General features: G+C 61.9%; 18 protein-coding genes. 16 read left to right on the top strand and 2 right to left on the bottom strand.

Features of this window, described 5'->3' with window-relative positions:
- The first annotated feature begins 24 nt into the window (after positions 1-24).
- The 11 genes from FJ867_RS11840 (at position 25) to FJ867_RS11785 (ending at position 9,465) form a co-directional block, all read left to right on the top strand.
- Positions 25-723, top strand: a complete 699-nt coding sequence (locus tag FJ867_RS11840; protein ID WP_140495658.1) for a B12-binding domain-containing protein — start codon at positions 25-27, stop codon at positions 721-723.
- 286 nt (positions 724-1,009) lie between these two features.
- A complete protein-coding gene (locus tag FJ867_RS11830; protein ID WP_140817445.1) occupies positions 1,010-1,636 on the top strand; it encodes a DUF1638 domain-containing protein in 627 nt (208 codons plus the stop codon).
- Between the two features lie 255 nt (positions 1,637-1,891).
- Positions 1,892-2,467, top strand: coding sequence for a DUF4893 domain-containing protein (locus tag FJ867_RS11825; protein ID WP_140817443.1), 576 nt, complete (start codon positions 1,892-1,894; stop codon positions 2,465-2,467).
- A gap of 93 nt (positions 2,468-2,560) precedes the next feature.
- Positions 2,561-3,343, top strand: coding sequence for a formyl transferase (locus tag FJ867_RS11820; protein WP_140817442.1), 783 nt, complete (start codon positions 2,561-2,563; stop codon positions 3,341-3,343).
- 56 nt (positions 3,344-3,399) lie between these two features.
- Positions 3,400-3,666 carry a DUF6290 family protein gene (locus tag FJ867_RS11815; RefSeq protein ID WP_140521108.1) on the top strand — a complete coding sequence of 89 codons (267 nt, stop codon included), beginning with the start codon at positions 3,400-3,402 and terminating at the stop codon, positions 3,664-3,666.
- Positions 3,654-4,184 (top strand): GNAT family N-acetyltransferase, encoded by a 531-nt coding sequence (locus FJ867_RS11810; protein WP_140495652.1) that lies wholly within the window; start codon positions 3,654-3,656, stop codon positions 4,182-4,184. The genes FJ867_RS11815 and FJ867_RS11810 overlap by 13 nt, the downstream gene beginning before the upstream one ends.
- A gap of 142 nt (positions 4,185-4,326) precedes the next feature.
- Positions 4,327-4,629 (top strand): virulence factor, encoded by a 303-nt coding sequence (locus tag FJ867_RS11805; protein WP_140495651.1) that lies wholly within the window; start codon positions 4,327-4,329, stop codon positions 4,627-4,629.
- Entirely contained in the window at positions 4,622-5,242 is a 621-nt protein-coding gene (locus FJ867_RS11800; protein ID WP_140670275.1) for a methylenetetrahydrofolate reductase C-terminal domain-containing protein, read from the top strand. The genes FJ867_RS11805 and FJ867_RS11800 overlap by 8 nt, the downstream gene beginning before the upstream one ends.
- Positions 5,239-6,330: a methylenetetrahydrofolate reductase gene (locus FJ867_RS11795; protein WP_140495649.1), complete on the top strand. Its 1,092-nt coding sequence runs from the start codon at positions 5,239-5,241 to the stop codon at positions 6,328-6,330. The genes FJ867_RS11800 and FJ867_RS11795 overlap by 4 nt, the downstream gene beginning before the upstream one ends.
- Positions 6,331-6,410: 80 nt before the next feature.
- Positions 6,411-7,385 (top strand): methyltetrahydrofolate cobalamin methyltransferase, encoded by a 975-nt coding sequence (locus FJ867_RS11790; protein WP_140579818.1) that lies wholly within the window; start codon positions 6,411-6,413, stop codon positions 7,383-7,385.
- Positions 7,336-9,465: an ASKHA domain-containing protein gene (locus FJ867_RS11785; RefSeq protein WP_140495647.1), complete on the top strand. Its 2,130-nt coding sequence runs from the start codon at positions 7,336-7,338 to the stop codon at positions 9,463-9,465. Before FJ867_RS11790 ends, FJ867_RS11785 begins: the two co-directional genes overlap by 50 nt.
- Before the next feature lie 41 nt (positions 9,466-9,506).
- On the opposite strand, the gene FJ867_RS11780 is transcribed toward FJ867_RS11785, so the two are convergent.
- On the bottom strand, positions 9,507-10,535 hold the full coding sequence (locus tag FJ867_RS11780; protein WP_246672698.1) for an acyltransferase: 1,029 nt from the start codon (positions 10,533-10,535) through the stop codon (positions 9,507-9,509).
- A 101-nt stretch (positions 10,536-10,636) separates the two neighbouring features.
- Between FJ867_RS11780 and FJ867_RS29360 the strand changes: the two genes are divergently transcribed.
- Both FJ867_RS29360 and FJ867_RS11770 read left to right on the top strand, forming a co-directional pair.
- A complete protein-coding gene (locus tag FJ867_RS29360; RefSeq protein ID WP_318012479.1) occupies positions 10,637-11,026 on the top strand; it encodes a hypothetical protein in 390 nt (129 codons plus the stop codon).
- A gap of 246 nt (positions 11,027-11,272) precedes the next feature.
- Positions 11,273-12,253: an alpha/beta hydrolase gene (locus tag FJ867_RS11770; protein ID WP_140817440.1), complete on the top strand. Its 981-nt coding sequence runs from the start codon at positions 11,273-11,275 to the stop codon at positions 12,251-12,253.
- Here the strand turns inward: FJ867_RS11770 and FJ867_RS11765 are convergent, their stop codons facing one another.
- Positions 12,254-13,153, bottom strand: a complete 900-nt coding sequence (locus tag FJ867_RS11765; RefSeq protein ID WP_140564156.1) for a LysR substrate-binding domain-containing protein — start codon at positions 13,151-13,153, stop codon at positions 12,254-12,256. It lies immediately after the preceding gene.
- Between the two features lie 217 nt (positions 13,154-13,370).
- On the opposite strand from FJ867_RS11765, the gene FJ867_RS11760 reads away from it, so the two are divergent.
- The 3 genes from FJ867_RS11760 to FJ867_RS11750 all read left to right on the top strand — a co-directional run bounded on the left by FJ867_RS11760 (position 13,371) and on the right by FJ867_RS11750 (position 15,323).
- Positions 13,371-13,556 (top strand): hypothetical protein, encoded by a 186-nt coding sequence (locus FJ867_RS11760; RefSeq protein WP_140495643.1) that lies wholly within the window; start codon positions 13,371-13,373, stop codon positions 13,554-13,556.
- Positions 13,557-13,914: 358 nt separating this feature from the next.
- Entirely contained in the window at positions 13,915-14,049 is a 135-nt protein-coding gene (locus FJ867_RS29290) for a hypothetical protein (protein WP_127853696.1), read from the top strand.
- Positions 14,050-14,321: 272 nt separating this feature from the next.
- Positions 14,322-15,323: a GlxA family transcriptional regulator gene (locus FJ867_RS11750; RefSeq protein WP_140495642.1), complete on the top strand. Its 1,002-nt coding sequence runs from the start codon at positions 14,322-14,324 to the stop codon at positions 15,321-15,323.
- Position 15,324: the final 1 nt, after the last annotated feature.

Below are 15,324 nucleotides of genomic sequence, written 5' to 3'. Positions count from 1 at the left end.
CGGCAGCAAGGAGCCTGAGAAACAATGTCCGACGACGAGATTATCCTCTCCGAGCTTTCCGACGACGAGTTGGTGCAGCAGATGCACGACGATCTCTATGACGGTCTGAAGGAAGAGATCGAGGAAGGCACGCGCATCCTGCTCGAGCGCGGCTGGGCACCCTACAAGGTGCTCACGGAAGCGCTGGTCGAAGGCATGCGCATCGTCGGCGAGGATTTTCGCGACGGCATCCTGTTCGTCCCCGAAGTGTTGCTGTCGGCCAATGCGATGAAGGCCGGCATGTTCATCCTGCGCCCGCTGCTCGCCGCCACCGGCGCGCCCAAGCAGGGCAAGATGGTGATCGGCACCGTCAAGGGCGACATCCATGATATCGGCAAGAACCTCGTCGGCATGATGATGGAAGGCGCCGGCTTCGACGTCATCGACCTTGGCATCAACAATGCGGTCGAGAAATATCTCGATGCCATCGAGCAGCACCAGCCGGACATTATCGGCATGTCGGCGCTGCTGACCACGACCATGCCTTACATGAAGGTCGTCATCGACACTATGAAGGAAAAAGGCATCCGCGACGACTACGTCGTCCTGGTCGGCGGCGCGCCGCTGAACGAGGAATTCGGCAAGGCGGTCGGCGCCGACGCCTATTGCCGCGACGCCGCTGTGGCGGTCGAGACCGCCAAGGACTACATGAAGCGCAAACACAATGTGCGCGCTTCCGCCTGATACAAGGGCAAGGCGGACGCTCAACAAACGAAGCCGCGCCTTGCAGCGCGGCTTTTTTGTTCCCAGATGTTGGGAGCGGCGGTCAGGGTTTTTTGACGGTATCGTCAACGGCCTTCGCGGTAGACTTGATATCCCTGCCGACGCCGCGGACGGTGTTGGCACAGGCCGAAAGGGCCAGGGCACAAGCCAGGATTGCGATTGGCGCAATGCGTAACAGTTTCATCGACGGTTTATCCCTCTCTCGGTAGATCGCCCCACAGCAACGAAAGCCGGCTCGGCTGGTTTCATGAAGATGCCCAGACCCAAGCAGAATCAAGCGGACAAGCTGCTCATCATCGCCTGCGGGATGATTGCGCGCGAGGTGTTGGCCGTCAAGGAACAGCTCGGGCTCCATCACCTCGAATTGACATGCCTTCCGGCCGAGTTTCATTTTTATCCGGACCGCATCGCGCCGGCGATGGACAAGGCCATCGAAAAGGCCAAGGCGGACGGCTACAGCAACATCTTCGTCGGTTACGCCGATTGCGGCACCGGCGGCCTGCTCGATCGGGTCTGCGAGAAGCATGGCGTCGAACGCATGGCCGGTCCGCATTGCTTCGCCTTCTACCAGGGCATGGATGCCTATGCGAAGGTCGCCGACGACGACATGATGTCCTTCTACATGACCGATTTCCTCTGCCGCCAATTCGATGCCTTCTTCATGAAGCCGCTCGGCCTCGACAGGCATCCGGAGCTGATCAAGGACTATTTCGGCAATTACGAGAAGCTGATCTACCTGGCCCAGACCGACGATCCGGAGCTCGACAAGGTCGCGGAAAGGGCCGCGAAACTGCTTGGCCTCGTCTATGAGCGGCGCGCGACAGGCTATGGCGATCTGACGGCTGGGCTGGCCAAGGCCGCGGCTGACGTCTGACGCTGGCTGGGCTGCGGCCCTCTTGCGCGGCGATTGGCGATTATCGCCCTTTCCGAAGGCGAAGACAGGACGGATCGCTGCCTTCTACTGGAGAATGGCCTTGATCTGTTCCCAGGCCAATTGCCTTAATTTGGATCGCGGCGTGGTTTCGTTGTTAAGCACGGATGACAGCCTGCCGCGAATGGGTAAATTGCGCGCAAGCCATGCAAAGGCGCCGTCCAGTGGTCGGCTGCCGGACACCGACGAGGAATGCCGATGACCCTTCGCCCGATGCTTGCCGTTGCCGGCCTTCTCTGCTGCACCTTGCCCGCGCTTGCTGACGGCGAGGTGCAGAAGCTGATCACCGCCGCCGACAAGGCGCGGCTGGACAAATATGGCGAGACGCGCAAGGCGGCTCTTGCCGAGGCGAAGGCGGGCAATCCTGGCGAGGTCAGGCAACTCGACGCCTTGCTTGCCAAGCCGCTGGTTGCCTTCTCCGACAAGGACCTCACCGGCAAGTGGCAATGCCGCACCATCAAGGTGGGCGGGCTGAGCCCGCTCGTTATCTATGGCTGGTTCAAATGCCGGGTGACCGACGACGGCTCCGGCTGGCGGCTGGAAAAGCTCACCGGCTCGCAGCGCACCAAGGGCCGCTTCTTCGACGACAGCGAAAAGCGTGCGATCTATCTCGGCTCCGGTTCCGTCAACAACGATCAGGCAAAACCCTATGGCAGCGGCCCCCGGACCGACCAGGTCGGCTACGCCTTCCGCAATAGCGCCGGGGAATGGCGCATCGAGTTCCCCGCTCCCTATTACGAATCGAAGCTCGACATCATGGAGTTCAAGCGCTGAGCGGAGCCTTCCTGACGACTCCGGCATACCAAGGATTAACCCGCCTCGTCTAAGCTCCGGCCGTGGCAGTTGGTCCCGGGGGTGGCAAGATCAATGGCAGTACCGGAAACCAATCCGAGACCGATCGTGGTTGTCACCGGAGGCGGCCAGCACGTATGGGCAATGGTCAACGCCATTGCCGACCATGTCGGCCCTGTCATCGTCATCCTGGAAGTCCCTGAATCCAAAAAGCGATTGCTGCTTGGCCGTGCCCGTCGCCAGGGCTGGCTGCAGGCTATCGGCCAGTTCGGCACGATGGTGCTGAGCAGGCTGGGCAAGCGGCTCTACGCCAGCCATGCCGCCCGGTTGATTGCGCAGGAGAAGCTCGATACCGAGCCGCGGCCGGGCCAGGAGATCATCCATGTTGCCTCGGCCAATGGGCCGGAGTGTCTCGCGGCGATCCAGAGAATCCAGCCAGGCGTCGTCCTGCTTAACGGCTGCCGACTCCTGTCGAAGGACATGTTGGCCAGGATGCCTTGCCCGGTGCTCAACTATCACGCAGGCATCACGCCGAAATATCGCGGCATGAACGGCGGCTACTGGGCTTTGGCATCAGGCGATTCCGCGAATTTCGGCACCACGGTGCATCTGGTCGATGCCGGCGTGGACACGGGCGGCGTGCTGAAACAGGCATACGGCCAGCCGAAACCAGGCGACACGATCTCAAGCTATGCGCTGCGCCAAACGGCGTTTTCGCGCGACATCTGCGTCGAGGCGGTCAGCGATGCTCTGGCCGGAAAACTCGTGACGTTCGATCCAAGCCTGCCATCTAAACAGTGGTACCACCCGACGATCTGGTTCTATCTCTGGACCGGGCTCAGAACCGGCATCTGGTAGCGCTGGCGATACGGGCGATCGTATGCTATTGTCATACAAAATATGGAGCCCTATCGATGTCCAGCATGGCGCCTGTCAGCGTTCGCGTCACCTCGGACGAGCGTGACATTCTCGAGGCCGCCGCCAAGCAGGCTCATACAAATCTGAGCGACTTCATTCGGCGCAAGGCTGTTGAGGCCGCCGAGATGGAGGTTTTGGGCGGTCGTGTCGTCGTTATTCCCGTCGTCGATTGGGAACAATTCGAGGCCTGGGCGAAATCGACACCAAAGACCGAGCCCAGACTGCAAAGGCTTGCTGCGTCCAGGCCAGTATGGCGGGACTGACGCCACCCCGTCCGCTCGCCGGGGATGACGACTGGGACGCTTTCGATTGCGGTCGCGAGTCGTTGAACAACTGGCTTCGCCGTCATGCATGGCGCAACCAGCAGGATGGATTGTCGCGGACGAGCCTCGTCTGTGATTCCGAAACCGGTGGGATAGCGGCTTACGTTGCGCTGAGCGCTGGCCAGATCGAACGCGCATACCTGCCCAAATCGGCACAGCGTAATCGGCCTGACCCTATTCCGGTAATCCTGCTCGGCCAGTTGGCCGTCGATCGCAAATATCAGGGACGCGGCTGCGGGCGCTCCCTTCTCCTGTTTGCGCTCAGGACGGCGGTGCGGTTTTCCAGCAATATCGGCTGCTTCGGCGTTATCACACACCCGCTGGACGAAGGCGTAAGAGACTTCTATCGCGACTTCGCTTTTCAGGATCTTCCATTCGATCCCAAACGGAGCATGATCGTCCGCATTGCCGATCTGAGGCACAATGGCTTCGATGGCAGCATCGATCATTCCTGCTGATTTCTGCCTCAGGCCGACATTGAAGATTGCCTTTCATTTTACGACATCCAAATGCGTCGCTTTTGAATGCGCGCGCGTCGTCCCATAACAAGCGGCCCAATTGCGCATGCGGCAATGCTCGCAGATCGAGGAGTGAGAATTCATGGCCGATCTGATCGTCGTCTACTGGCGCGACATCCCTGCCCAGGTCATCGTCAGGAAAGGCCGCCAGAACGCCAAGCGCGAACTGCCGTTGCGCTTCACCGAGGCGATCGACATGTGCGCCATGCGCACCGGCGCCGGCGGCACCGACGACTATCTGGCCGAATGGCGCAAGGCCGATCCGGTTCCGGTCGGCGACGACCTCGAAGCCGAGGTCGAGAAGGCATTCCAGGACATCGACGCGAAATATGACCGCGAGCGGCTGATCGCTCTGGTGAAGGCGGGCGGCAAAGAAAATGTCTGAAACCATTCCCGCCAAGGAGAGCCCGGCTCTCCAGCCGATCACCCAGGCGACCCTGGTCAAGAAGGCAGCACCGAAATCCGACTACAAGCCGGCCGACGTGTCGCCACAGCGCCGCGTGCAGCGCTCCTTCGCGGTGAGATTGTGGTCGGTCCGGCACTCGCGCCTGCTCGAATGGTTCTATGCCCGCTTCGCCGACATGTTCCTTCTGCTGCATCCCTTGTGGAAAGGTATCGGTTACAGCCGTGTCGAGGCCCCGGTGAAGTTTGTCGAAAAGCGCGTCAAGGGCTTCATGTTCGACTGCCGCATGTGCGGCCAGTGCATCCTGTCCTCGACCGGCATGTCGTGCCCGATGAACTGCCCAAAACAGCTGCGCAACGGCCCCTGTGGCGGCGTGCGCGCCAACGGCAATTGCGAGGTGGAGCCCGACATGCCTTGCGTCTGGGTCAAGGCCTGGGAGGGGGCGCGCAACATGGAGCACGGCGACAGGATTCTCGCCGTGCAGAAGCCGGTCGACCAGTCGCTGCGCGAAACGTCCGCCTGGCTGCGCGTCACCGCGCAGGCGGCAGCGGCCCGTGAAGCCGCGGCCGATGGGACGACCGGAGCGGCCGCATGATCGCCCGCCAGCGTGACGAGAACCCGGCCGGCATCCATCTGCCGCTCGACCCCTTGCCCGGCCATACCTCGCGCGGCCGGCTCGAACGCGTCCTGCGACGCGGTGAATTCGCGGTCACCACAGAGCTCAACCCGCCCGACAGCGCCGATCCCGAAGACGTCTACAACAGGGCGAAGATCTTCGACGGCTGGGTCGATGCCATCAACGCCGTCGATGCGTCGGGCGCCAATTGCCACATGTCGTCGGTCGGCATCTGCGCGCTCCTGACCCGCATGGGCTATGCCCCGATCATGCAGATCGCCTGTCGGGACAAGAACCGCATCGCCATCCAGGGCGACGTGCTGGGCGGGGCTGCCATGGGCGTCGCCAACATGCTGTGCCTGACAGGCGACGGCGTGCAGGCCGGCGACCAGCCCGGCGCCAAGCCGGTGTTCGACCTCGATTCCATGTCGCTGCTCGAAACCATCCGCATCATGCGCGACAACGGCAAGTTCCTGTCCGGCCGCAAGCTCACCACGCCGCCGCAGTTGTTCCTCGGCGCGGCCGTCAATCCGTTCGCACCACCCTTCGACTTCCGCCCGATCCATCTCGGCAAGAAGATCGCCGCGGGCGCTCAGTTCGTCCAAACGCAGTATTGTTTCGACGTACCGATGTTCAAGGCCTTCATGCAAAAGGCACGCGATCTCGGCCACACGGAGAAAGTGTTCGTCCTGTGCGGTGTCGGACCGCTCGCCTCGGCCAAGACCGCCAAATGGATCCGCTCCAACGTGCCGGGAATACATATTCCCGATACCGTCATCAAGCGGCTGGAAGGCGCCCAGGACCAGAAGAAGGAAGGCAAGCAGCTCTGCATCGACATCATCAACGAGGTGAAGGAAATCCCAGGCGTTTCAGGCGTCCATGTGATGGCCTACCGCCAGGAGGAGTATGTCGCCGAGATCGTCGATGAATCGGGCGTGCTGAAGGGCCGCCAGCCGTGGAAGCGCGAAATCCGCCGCGACGACCAGATGGTCGCCGACCGGCTCGACCATATCCTGCACGACGATGTTACCGAAACCCAGGTGGACATGGTGAAGACCGCGCATTGACTTGCGGGACAGCCACCATTCGCTTGATCGACAAGAGATAACGATATAAAGAACTCTTTATATCACGACGGAGAGATTTCATGACCCGGACCATCGTTGCCTCGGCGACACGAGAAATCATCATCGGCTTCGACCAGCCCTTCTGCGTGATTGGCGAGCGCATCAACCCGACCGGCCGCAAGAAGCTCGCCGCCGAGATGATCGCCGGCAATTTCGAAACCGTCATCAAGGACGCGCTGGAACAGGCCGCTTGCGGCGCCACCATGCTCGACGTCAATGCCGGCGTCACCGCCGTCGACCCCAACGCGACCGAGCCGGCATTGCTGGTACAGACGCTGGAGATCGTCCAGGGCTTGGTCGACCTGCCGCTGTCGATCGACTCCTCGGTCACCGCCGCGATCGAGGCGGCGCTCAAGGTCGCCAAGGGCCGTCCGCTGGTCAACTCCGTCACCGGCGAGGAGGAAAAACTCGAAGCCATCCTGCCGCTGATCAAGAAATACAACGTGCCGGTCGTCGCCATCTCCAATGACGAGACCGGCATTTCGATGGATCCGGATGTGCGCTTCGCCGTCGCCAAGAAGATCGTGCAGCGCTGCGCCGATTTCGGCATTCCGGCGCATGACGTCGTCGTCGACCCGCTGGTCATGCCGATCGGCGCGCTCGGCGACGCCGGCCGCCAGGTGTTCGCCCTGCTGCGGCGTCTGCGCGAGGAACTGAAGGTCAACACCACCTGCGGCCTGTCCAACATCTCCTTCGGCCTGCCGCACCGCCACGGCATCAACGCCGCCTTCATCCCGATGGTGATCGGCGCCGGCATGACATCGGCCATCATGAACCCGGTGCGTCCGCAGGAAATGGAAGCCGTGCGCGGCGCCAACGTTCTGAACGGCACCGACGAGAATTGCACCAACTGGATTCGCACCTATAAGGATTACAGGCCGGCCGAAGGCGGCCAAGCGGTCGCCGCTCCGACGGCGGTCAATGCACCAGGCGAAGGCGGCGGCAATGGCGGTCGCCGTCGTGGCGGTCGTGAAGCCCGCATGGCAAGGGGATAAGCGCGCAATCGTGAATTCGCATACCAACATCACCGATCCGCTCGTGCTGTTCATGCCGTCGGGCAAACGCGGGCGGTTTCCGGTCGGCACGCCGGTGCTCGACGCCGCGCGCCAGCTCGGCGTCTATGTCGAGAGCGTGTGCGGCGGGCGCGCCACTTGCGGGCGCTGCCAGATCGAGGTGCAGGAAGGCAATTTCGCCAAGCACAAGATCGTCTCCTCCAACGACCACATCTCGCCCAAGGGGCCCAAGGAAGAGCGCTATGAGCGCGTGCGCGGCCTGCCGGAACGGCGCCGCCTCTCCTGCTCGGCGCAGATCCTCGGCGACCTTGTCATCGACGTGCCGCAGGACACGGTCATCAACGCACAGACCATCCGCAAGGATGCCGACACCAGGGTGATCGCGCGCGATACGGCAATCCGCATGTGCTATGTCGAAATCGAAGAACCCGACATGCACAATCCTTCAGGCGATCTCGACCGGCTCAAGATCGCGCTGATGAAGGACTGGAACTTCAAGAACCTCGAATTCGATTTCTATTTGCTGCCGCAGGTGCAGGGCATCTTGCGCAAGGGCAACTGGACCGCGACCGCCGCCATCCACAAGGATGCCGACAGCGATATCGCGCGCGTCATCGCTTTGTGGCCCGGCCTCAAGAACGAGGCCTATGGGCTGGCCTGCGATATCGGCTCGACCACCATCGCCATGCATCTGGTGTCGCTGCTGTCGGGCCGCGTCGCCGCTTCGTCAGGCACGTCGAACCCGCAGATCCGCTTCGGCGAGGATCTGATGAGCCGCGTCTCCTATGTGATGATGAACCCGGATGGCCGCGAAGGCATGACGGTCGCGGTGCGCGAGGCGATCTCGGGCCTCGTCGACAAGGTCTGCGCGGAAGGCAGTGTCCAGCGCAACGACATCCTGGATTCCGTCTTCGTCGGCAATCCGATCATGCACCATCTGTTCCTCGGCATCGATCCGACCGAGCTCGGCGGCGCGCCCTTCGCGCTCGCCGTCTCGGGCGCGGTGCGCATCAAGGCCTCGGATATCGGTCTCAAGCTCAACCCGGGCGCACGTCTCTACATGCTGCCCTGCATCGCCGGCCATGTCGGCGCCGACGCCGCGGCGGTGACGCTGTCGGAGGGCCCGCATCGTCAGGACGAGATGATGCTGATCGTCGACGTCGGCACCAACGCCGAGATCGTGCTCGGCAATCGTGCCCGGGTCGTGGCTGCTTCCTCGCCCACCGGTCCGGCCTTCGAAGGCGCCGAAATCTCCGGCGGCCAGCGCGCCGCGCCCGGCGCCATCGAGCGCGTGCGCATCGATCCCGACACGCTCGAGCCGAAATACCGCGTCATCGGCTCTGAACTGTGGTCCGACGAGCCGGGCTTCCTCGACAGCGTGCAGGCGACCGGCGTCACCGGCATTTGCGGCTCCGGCATCATCGAGATCGTCGCGGAGATGTATCTGGCCGGCATCATTTCCGAAGACGGCGTCGTCGACGGATCGCTCAGCATGCGCTCGCCGCGTATCGTCGCCAACGGCCGCACCTTCTCCTACGTGCTGAAGGAAGGCGAGCCGAAAATCACCATCACCCAGACCGACGTGCGCGCCATCCAACTCGCCAAGGCAGCACTTTATGCCGGCACCAAGCTGTTGATGGAAAAGCAGAACACCGAGCATGTCGACCGCATCCACTTCGCCGGCGCCTTCGGCTCCTTCATCGATCCGAAATACGCCATGGTGCTGGGCCTGATCCCCGATTGCGACCTCGACAAGGTCTCGGCCGTCGGCAACGCCGCCGGCGCGGGCGCGCGCATGGCGCTGCTCAATCGCGGCTATCGTCGCGAGATCGAGGAGACGGTGAGCCAGATCGAGAAGATCGAGACCGCACTGGAGCCCAAATTCCAGGAGCACTTCGTCTATGCGATGGCGTTGCCGAACAAGGTCGATCCGTTCCCGAAACTGTCGGCGGCGGTGAAGCTGCCGCCGCGCAAGACGGTGAGCGAAGACGGCATCGCCGGCGACGCCACCCCGCGCCGGCGCTCGCGCGAAGGCCACGCCGCGCGACGTGGCCGGGAATAAAATTAGGGCACAATGCAACGCCGAGGCGCCTTGGCCGCTTGTCAGTCGTTTGCCTCATTCGATGGCAAGCGCAAGCTGGGCCGCTGAGCCAGCAACGGCATGCTTTTGACGCGCGACCGGTTGAGAAAGCCCGTCAGCGGCTTTTCAATCGACAGGTAAAGCATCGCGGAAAGCGCGATGCTGATCAAGGCAATCGGCGCCGGCTGCCAATTTGGCGGAACCCCAAGCCGCAGCATGATGCCAGTTACCACGACAACCACCAGCACATGCCACAAGTAGATCGAATACGAGGCACTACCAAAAAATGTAAGCAGGGCCACGGGGTTGAACGGTCTGGCACGCTCGGCAAAAACCGCTCCGGCAACGATCAGGGTCGCCGGAATACCCCAACGCAGAACACGAGGCAGCTCGGGGTCAAGCATCTGGATCGTCATCAACAGGAGAAATCCGCCAACAACCAGCGCCAGCGCCAGCACAAGCCGGAGCCGAATATCCTCCATCCACAGCCGCCCGATAACAATGCCGGCCGCGAACTCGAGCATGAGGGGAGAGGTAAAGCGGTAGCCTTTGAGCAGCAAGTTCGATGCGACCATCACCGTCAGCACGCCGATCAGCGCGGCAAAACGCTGCTTCTCGCCTAAAAAGAGCGCCAAGGCGAAAATGACGTAAAACATCATTTCATAGCACAGCGTCCAGCCCTGGATCACCACGGGATGAAGTACCCCATCCTGCACGATCGGAAGAAACACCAGCGAGCCGAAAAAATTTTCCGGGCTCAGCACATGTCCGTAGAGAAATTGCGGCTTGAGGAAAATTGCCAGCGCGGTCAGCACCGTGACGATCCAATAGAGCGGCACGATGCGAACAATCCGACGCCATATGAAACGCCGTGGATTGGCAGGGCGATCGGCCGTGGTCACCCACATGATGAAACCGCTGATGACAAAAAACAGGTCGACGCCAGCAGCACCGACCGCGAACGGACCGCCGAACTGTTCGTTGATGTGAAAGCAAACTACCGCGGAAGCGGCGAGTCCTCGAAGGTATTGGATACTGTGAATGTCATTCACGCCATACTCCTTACCCGCACCCCCGATGCTGCAATGCACAATAGCAGACATCCGCCATCTGCTGTCAACGGGCAAGCTAGGTAGGATCGCGGCACGCCCTCTTGGACGCGGCCGAGAAGCGATCGCTCGGGGGTGTCAATCACCTGCAATTTCATTTGTATGCAAATGTTTCCGGATTGACTGATCCGGAAACCAAATCACCGTTTTCGCGAAATCCGACCGATACATGGCAGGCGCATTTACCCGGCATCGAACGGCGGCCGAAGATAATCCTCGGCCGCCGCCGTTCTTCAAGGGAGATGAAAATGTCGATGTTCGAAAATCTCGGCCGCTACGGTGCGACCATCAGGCAGGCCCATGCCAGGAACAAGGCCGTCCGCGCCCTGAACAGCCTGCCGGCGCATGTCCAGAAAGACATCGGCTGGCCGGCCTCGCCGCCCAGCGACCCGCAGGCGGCGCTTTCCGCCCTGCTTTTGGGCTTTACGCGCTGATGACCTTCGCCGAAAAGTGCAAACTGCTCGGCACGCGCCGGAGCCCGCGAGGGGCTCCGGCCGTCACCAGCAACCGCCTGCGCGCAGCCCTTCTGCCGCAGCGCTGATCCCTCCCGCGAGAAATGCGGCGCCCATCACAGCGACGTGTGCACACAGCGTAAATCTTGACATCTTCGACCAGGGCACGATCTTCAAATATGAAGGGGACTTCTCTTAGTCGGCTGCCGCCGAAGTTCGTGTATCCGCATGCCAAGTTTGAAAAGCCACGTCGTATCCTTCGTGCTCAGGCACAGTCGCAAGAAGGCGTTTTCCAGCCCGGAAAACCTGCAGCGCTGGATCGCTGCGGCGCGCCGGACAGAGGACCATCACCCTCCGGTGTCAGTGCAGCAGCGCTTCAACATCGAGACGCGCACCGTCGACGGCTTTCCCGTCTACGAGATCGCCCCCAGGGCCGGCGAGCGCAAGCGGGTTCTCTATCTGCACGGCGGCGCCTATGTCTTTGAAATCACGCCCTATCATTGGCACCTGATCGCCGACATGGCCGACCGGCTGGGCTATGCCTTTACTGTGCCCATCTATCCCATCGCGCCCGAGCATGACTTCCACGCCATGTTCGGCATGGTCGGCGACGTCTATCGCCGGATGCTCGGCGAGACGGAGGCGGAAGACATAATCTTCATGGGCGATTCCGCCGGCGGCAACATGGCCGTGGTGCTCACCATGATGGCTGCCGAAGAAGGCCTGCCCTTGCCGTCGCGCCATGTGCTGATCTCACCCGGCCTCGACGTCTCGCTTGCAAACCCCGAGGTGTTCGAGGCGGAGCGGAACGATCCCTGGCTGGGCATCGCGGGCGGACGGGAGGCCATCCGGCTCTACAGTGCCGGAATAGACCCGACTGACTGGCATATCAGCCCCGTCTATGGCGATCTCTCGGTACTACCCAGGACATTGCTCCTGGCGGGTTCTCGCGATCTTCTCACGCCCGACAATCTGATCTTCGCACAAAAGGCGCGGGCCGCCGGCGTCGAGGTAGAGCTCGTGCACGAGGAAGGGATGTTCCACGTCTGGCCGCTGATCGATATGCCGGAATCGCGCCGCGCGCGCGAACGGATCGTGGCGTTTCTGACCGAGAACTCCTCGCCCCCTGTTGAAGGCGCCGGAGCAGGCTTCGAAGCGCCGTCCACCGAGGCTTCGGGGCAGGGCCTCCAGTCAGAGCACCCCGGTTGATCAGAACTTGCCGGTTTCCCGGAAGACTTCGAACGTCGCCCGGATGTGGTCGGCCACCGCCTTGACCGGCGCGCTGGCATCCGGCGCTACCACCATGGCGAGGTTGTAGGTGCCGATATCGGGCATGCCGTCCTTGGGGCAGAGCTCGACCATGTCGTTGCCGAGGAAAGACTTCGGCAGCGGCGCCACGGCGAGATCGGACATGATGGCGGCGCGCTGGCCGGCCGTATGCGCGCTCATATACGCGATGCGGTAGTTGCGGCCCTCGCGGCTCAGCGCTTCGAGCGCCCCTGCCCGCCAGGCGCAGCCCTCTTCCCACAGCGACACCGGCAAGGGTTCGCGCAGATGCGCGCAGCCGCCCTTGGCGCCGGCCCAGACGATCGGTTCCGTCAACAGCACCTCGGCGCCGAGCGCACTGGTCTTGTAGGAATTGGTGAGCAGCGTGATGTCGAGCGCCCGGTCATCCATGCGCCGGCGCAGATTGCTGCTCTGGTCGATGGTGACGTCGACGGCGATCGATGGATGCGACTGCGCAAAACGCTTCAGCACATGCGGCAGCACGCGCTCGCCATAATCGTCCGGCGAACCCAGCCGCACCACGCCGACAATGTCGGGAATGATGAACTTGGACACCGCCTCGCGATTGATCGACAGCATACGACGGGCATAGCCCAGCAGCATTTCCCCGTCGGTGGTCAGCGTCACCGAGCGCGCATCGCGCGCGAACACCGAGCGGCCCAGAATATCTTCCAGCTTCTTGATCTGCATGGAGACCGCCGAGGGCGTACGGAAGACGGCATTGGCCGCGGTGGTGAAGCTGCCGGTTTCGGCGATCGCCACGAAAGTGCGCAGCACGTCGAGGTCCAGCAGCGGCAGCGGATGATTGAGTGGGGCGTTCATGACGATCGACCTTCAATTTTTCTGATGCAAACTATCATTCCATTTCGTTTGATTGAACATCAGTTCGGGCGCATAGTCAACTCCATCGAAGCAGGATGCTGCCAAGGCAGCCACGAAACGATCACGACACAGACCTGCCTTCGACATGCAATGAAGCTGATACAGACCTGACGTAAGGCATTGCCGGGCACTTCCGCCCCGACACGAGGAGATCGAAATGTCTATCCTGTCATCCATCGGTCGGCTTGCGACCGAATTCAGCGCGGCCCGCGCCCGCTACCAGACCGAACGCGCCATCCGCTCCCTGCCGATCGAGCTGCAGAAGGATATTGGCTGGCCTGAAGCGGCCGACACGAAGGCCGGCATACGCGCCGGCGTCGGATCCTGGGCTGGAGCAAAGTAAACCGTGTGTATCATGCATTGAAGGCCTGCCGCGCAAACCGCCGGGCAGGTCTTCTTGTTTTACCGACCTATTTTGCCGTTTTATTTGCGTTCACATGAATTTCGGAGCCATGCTGCCGCTGCATGGCGCATATGAACAAGCCGCATAGCGGCTGGGTTTTGAGCTAACGCTTTGTAAGCTAACGAAAAATCCGGGAGTGCCTACAAAGGCTCCCGCCTTGCGTGTCGCTTTTCATATGAAGTGCTTCGCTTTTGCGATTTAGTTTTTACTTACACAAGCCTATATCCACGCCAGCAAACGAGCTGCCCCACTCCATCAAGCGAAGGCGACCCGTCTGAGCAACCGATTGGAGATGAACATGAAGCTTTTTGCCCGCCTTTTCCCTCGCCGCGAAATGAACCTGACCACGGCCCTCGAGCGCCAGCGCCTTGCCAACACCATGCCCGGCCAGACCGGCGCCATGGCTGCCGCACGCCTCGGTTTCGTCGCCTGAACCGATCCCGCAGGCAGCGCTCCTTCGCGCTGCCTGAATAGATGACGCCGCCCGGTTCCGCCGAGGCGGCGTTTGTTTGCACACCCCTGACGGCGCTTCCATCATGGACGGCGCCGCGGCTGCGCGGCATCGCAACACGATTGCCCATTTGCGACCCATGTCGCAAATTAAATCTTGCTAAAGCTCCTTAGCCGATTGACAAGGATGGTTTTTCCTGTTGTCGCTATGCTATTCGCGACATTCTGTTCGCGCCATGGCTGCGTGAGGTTCCCGTGAACGCCGTTAAGCATCCGATCAAGCGATCGTTTGTATTTTTTCTCATTCCCGACTTCACCATGATCGCGTTTGCGACGGCGCTCGACCCGCTGCGCTCGGCCAATCGCATGCTCGGCTACGAGGCCTATCGATGGCGCCTCGCCAGCATCGACGGCAAGCCGGTGCGCGCTTCGAACGGTGTCGAATGCGCGGTCAACACCTCGCTGGAGGAGGAGCGCAGGAAAATGGGAGGGCCGGATCGCCCCAACATGGCCATCGTCTGTAGCGGCACCAATGTCGAGCGCTATCAGAACAAGTCCGCTTTCGCCTGGCTGCGCGAGGAATACAATCGTGGCGTCTCCGTCGGCGGCCTGTGCACCGGAGCGCATGTTCTGGCCGCTGCCGGCCTGTTGTCCAACAAGCGCTGCGCCATCCATTGGGAGAACCTGCCGGGCTTCTCCGAGGCATTCCCGAAGGCCAATGTCTTTGCCGACCTGTTCGAGATCGACCAGAACATCTACACCTGCGCCGGCGGCACCGCCGCGCTCGACATGATGCTGAAGCTGATCGGCGACGATTTCGACGAGAATCTCGTCAACCGCGTCTGCGAACAGGTGCTGACCGACCGTGTGCGCAGCCCCACCGACCGCCAGCGCCTGCCGCTGCGCGCCCGGCTCGGCGTACAGAACTCGAAAGTGCTGACCATCATCGAACTGATGGAAGGCAATCTGTCGGAGCCGCTGTCGCTGATCGAGATCGCCGACCATGTCGACCTGTCGCGTCGCCAGATCGAGCGGCTGTTCCGCACCGAGATGGGACGCTCGCCGGCCCGCTATTATCTCGAAATCCGCCTCGACCGTGCAAGGCATCTCTTGATCCAGTCCTCGATGCCGGTGGTCGAGGTGGCGGTCGCCTGCGGCTTCGTTTCGGCCTCGCATTTCTCGAAATGCTACCGCGAGCTCTACGCCCGCTCGCCGCAGCAGGAACGCGTCGACCGCAAGCAGCTGCTGGCGGCATAGA

It is taken from the genome of Mesorhizobium sp. B2-5-3 (assembly GCF_006441005.1).
Lineage (GTDB): Bacteria > Pseudomonadota > Alphaproteobacteria > Rhizobiales > Rhizobiaceae > Mesorhizobium.
This window is presented reverse-complemented; position numbering and strand designations above follow the sequence as displayed.